At 32.6% G+C, this 3,311-nt stretch carries 4 protein-coding genes; 3 read left to right on the top strand and 1 reads right to left on the bottom strand.

The genetic code is table 11. From position 1 onward, the window contains the following. The 3 genes from ENL20_10360 to ENL20_10350 form a co-directional block, all read left to right on the top strand. Nucleotides 1-1,168 (top strand): HlyC/CorC family transporter (locus tag ENL20_10360; protein HHE38959.1); only part of this gene is annotated, 1,168 nt, incomplete at its 5' end. Nucleotides 1,169-1,429: 261 nt separating this feature from the next. Beyond that, nucleotides 1,430-2,149: a DUF3108 domain-containing protein gene (locus tag ENL20_10355; protein ID HHE38958.1), complete on the top strand. Its 720-nt coding sequence runs from the start codon at nucleotides 1,430-1,432 to the stop codon at nucleotides 2,147-2,149. Continuing rightward, on the top strand, nucleotides 2,139-2,525 hold the full coding sequence (locus tag ENL20_10350) for a hypothetical protein (protein HHE38957.1): 387 nt from the start codon (nucleotides 2,139-2,141) through the stop codon (nucleotides 2,523-2,525). Before ENL20_10355 ends, ENL20_10350 begins: the two co-directional genes overlap by 11 nt. 202 nt (nucleotides 2,526-2,727) lie before the next feature. On the opposite strand, the gene ENL20_10345 is transcribed toward ENL20_10350, so the two are convergent. After that, on the bottom strand, nucleotides 2,728-3,036 hold the full coding sequence (locus tag ENL20_10345; protein HHE38956.1) for a hypothetical protein: 309 nt from the start codon (nucleotides 3,034-3,036) through the stop codon (nucleotides 2,728-2,730). Between the last annotated feature and the right edge of the window lie 275 nt (nucleotides 3,037-3,311).

Below are 3,311 nucleotides of genomic sequence, written 5' to 3'. Positions count from 1 at the left end.
GCTAAAAAAGATCCAGAAGCAAAAGACAAAAACTTCCAAAAGAATTTTCAGGCTTTTGCAAAAACCGAGAGAACTGCTGATCATCATTCTTCTGGGAAACACGATCGTTAATGTTGCTGCTTCTACGACCGCAGCTTTGATCTCGATCAAGCTCGGGGAAAGATTGTTTCATGAACCCGGAATATTTCCTATTTTAGTTGAAATCATTTTGATGACCTTTATTATCCTGTTATTCGGAGAGATCACACCCAAACTTCTTGCCTATTCATCACCGGTAAAACTTGCCGGATTTTCCAGTTTTATCCTCGAAATTATCAAATATGCTTTGTTTCCGGTTATAAAGATATTAGAGTTGATCAGTTCGTTTTTTTCCAAAAATATATCTTCTTCGGAAGCAAATCTCACTTCTGCAGATTTCAAGAACCTGATCAATTCCCGCTCAACCAAAGAATCTCTGGAAGAAACAGAAAAGAAGATAATTGCCAGTATTTTCAGGTTTTCCTCAACTGTTGCCAAGGAGATAATGACTCCAAGAGTCGATATTAAAGCGATTGAATCTGCGGAAGGACTTAAAAAACTGAAAGAAAGTATCATCACCTCAGGGCATTCAAGGATTCCGGTTTATAAGAAAAATATCGATAATATTATTGGTGTTATTTATGCAAAAGATATAATTCTCAATCCAGATAAAAACTCGATCCCAGCTTTATTAAGAGCTCCTCTTTTTATCACGGAAAATGTTAAGATCCAGAAATTATTGAATCAGTTCAAACGGAAAAAGATACAAATTGCTTTTATCGTAGATGAATATGGCGGGACTTCCGGTCTTCTCACTCTGGAAGATATTCTGGAAGAACTGGTTGGAGAAATATTAGATGAATACGATAAGGAAAAACCGGAGATTGCGGAGATTTCCAAAAATGAATTTTTAGTGAGTGGAATGTTCTCGATTCCAGAACTAAATGAAAGATTTTCCTTAAACATCAATGAAGAAAAATATGATAATTTAGCGGAATTTTTGTATGATAACTTCAATAAAGTACCTGAAAAAAATGAAAATTTTACTTTTGAAAATAAAGTTAAATTTACTATCTCCAATGTAAAAGCTCAGCGGATAATTTATGCAAAAATGAAGTTGTTGCAGAATTCTGATCAAATTAATGAATAATCCTGAAAAAGACTGTTTGTCTTGCTTCCCATAATTAAAATTATGGGCTAAACAAAAAAGGTTTTTAAAAGAAATCCACAACTTCAATTGTGGGAAGCAAACCAACTAATAAAATCCAACCATTTTAATGGTTTTTTATAATTCTCTTTTATTATGAAAGCCAAAAAAATCGAAGAAAACTTTTCATAAAATAGTATTCTTAAAAAATTCTGGGGAATGAGAAAAGGTTTTTTAATTTTAGACCGAGGAACAGTATATTAAATGAATAAAAAAAAATTTCTACTTCTAATAATCATAATTTTCATATCAAATTTACAGGCTGAAAAACTTCATTTAGCAATAAAATATATCGGTTTGAAAATCATCAATGCTGAAATCGAGGATCATAATAATGTTTTAATCCTGACAGCAAAATCTACTTCTCTTGCTAATCTGATGGCAAAAACGGATAATAAATATATCATCGAATATGAAAACGATTATCTTCCCAAAAAATATACAAAGATCATCAATCAGAGTGATTATTTTGAAAACAGGTATGTTATTTATGATCGTCAAAAGGAGATCGGGAAAAGAGTAAGTTTCCTCGATTCGACAAAAACCTGTGAGTATTCGATTCATCCGAGATGCCGTGATTTTTTTTCCGCATTGTTTTATTTAAGAAAGAATTTAGATAAAAATCCGGGAGAAATCTGGGTAGATGCGAATAAAATAACCTGGAAAGTGACATATCGAGTTATTAAAAAAGAAAAATTGAGTTCTCCATTTGGAAAAATACTTACGAAAAAAGTTAAGATAACTTTTCAAAAAGAATCGTCTGAAGAAAAGGAAAGAAGCGATATTCTCACAAATAATTTAGTGAACGAAAAAAGAAATTTGTTCTTCTGGTTTTCGGATGATCAGGAAAATATTCCTATAAAAGCAAAATACGCCATGTCACCCTTCCCAATCATCTGGAAATTAACAAAATATGAGAAATAGATTTTCCAATAGAAATATTTTTATAATTCTTTTTATTTTATGGTGTTGTGTAATTTTAACTTTGACTTCCATTCCCAAATTGCAATCACCAACCGGAAGAATTATCGGTTTTGATAAAATTGCTCATTTCGGGATTTATCTGGTTTTTTCATTCCTATTTATGAAAATGTTCACTAAAAAGGAATTACCAAAAACCATTAAAAAACTTTACTTGTTAGCTGTGCTTGTTCCTCTTCTCGATGAACTACATCAAATTCCCATTCCGGGCAGAGAATTTTCTGTTTATGATATTTTTGCTGATTTTCTGGGTTTCCTGGTGATCATCCTGATCTATAGATCCCGGAAAAAGAAAACATCGGATTGTTCAACTTGTTGATCATCCGATTGTTTGAAGGAGATCAACATTCCGAAGAACTGCGTACATTCGGAAGTTGAAGCACACTTTCCGAAGTTTCCCCCCAAAGAAATTCTCAATTGTAAAATTCGGAAAGTTTTAGATTGCTGTGTATTACTCGACAACCTTCCGAATCCTGATTATTAAGAAAAATTGAAAGAAGGCTTCGGAAGGGCAAATCTGATCAGGCTTTGGTCCTCTTTAAAGTAATTATTACTTCATATTTGTAAGTCGGTTTATCCCAGATTTTCTTATCGAGATATTCGCGGGGATTATCCATAATTTCTTTTTGGGAAACTTCCGTGATCTTCTTATCAACACCAACTACCCAAAATTTCTTTTCTTTGGATTCAGCAGTTTTTTTTGCCGGCATAAGCTCTCCTCTTATTTTATATTCCGGATGTTTTTCAACAAATTCAAGCAATGATCCCAGAGTTATCGAATCTCGATAGATCTGGCACCTGTCCTGACAACTGGCAGCACAGACTATCAAATCTGTAAATTGCTTGGTTCTTGGACAAATAACAAGATTTTTATTTATTTTTTTTCTTCTCACGATATTTTTAAGAATACAAGCCTTTTGCTCTCAAATTATGCCACAGAGACACAGAGAACACAGAATTTTATTTTATCAATCCAAATTCAGAAATAATGTTTTTCAATTTTTCCCGTTTATTTTCATTTAAATTTATATGCGGTAATCTCACTTCCCTTCCGCAAATCTCCATCAGATTTAATGCTTCTTTTATGATTACAGGAATTGCTCCG

The sequence above is a fragment of the Candidatus Cloacimonadota bacterium genome (assembly GCA_011372345.1).
In the GTDB taxonomy this organism is placed as follows: domain Bacteria; phylum Cloacimonadota; class Cloacimonadia; order Cloacimonadales; family TCS61; genus DRTC01.
This window is presented reverse-complemented; position numbering and strand designations above follow the sequence as displayed.

What these genes read in the sequence shown, in the direction of transcription:
- ENL20_10355 (HHE38958.1), top strand. Translation starts at nt 1,430, where the DNA reads ATGAATAAAAAAAAATTTCTACTTCTAATAATCATAATTTTCATATCA.
- ENL20_10350 (HHE38957.1), top strand. Translation starts at nt 2,139, where the DNA reads ATGAGAAATAGATTTTCCAATAGAAATATTTTTATAATTCTTTTTATT.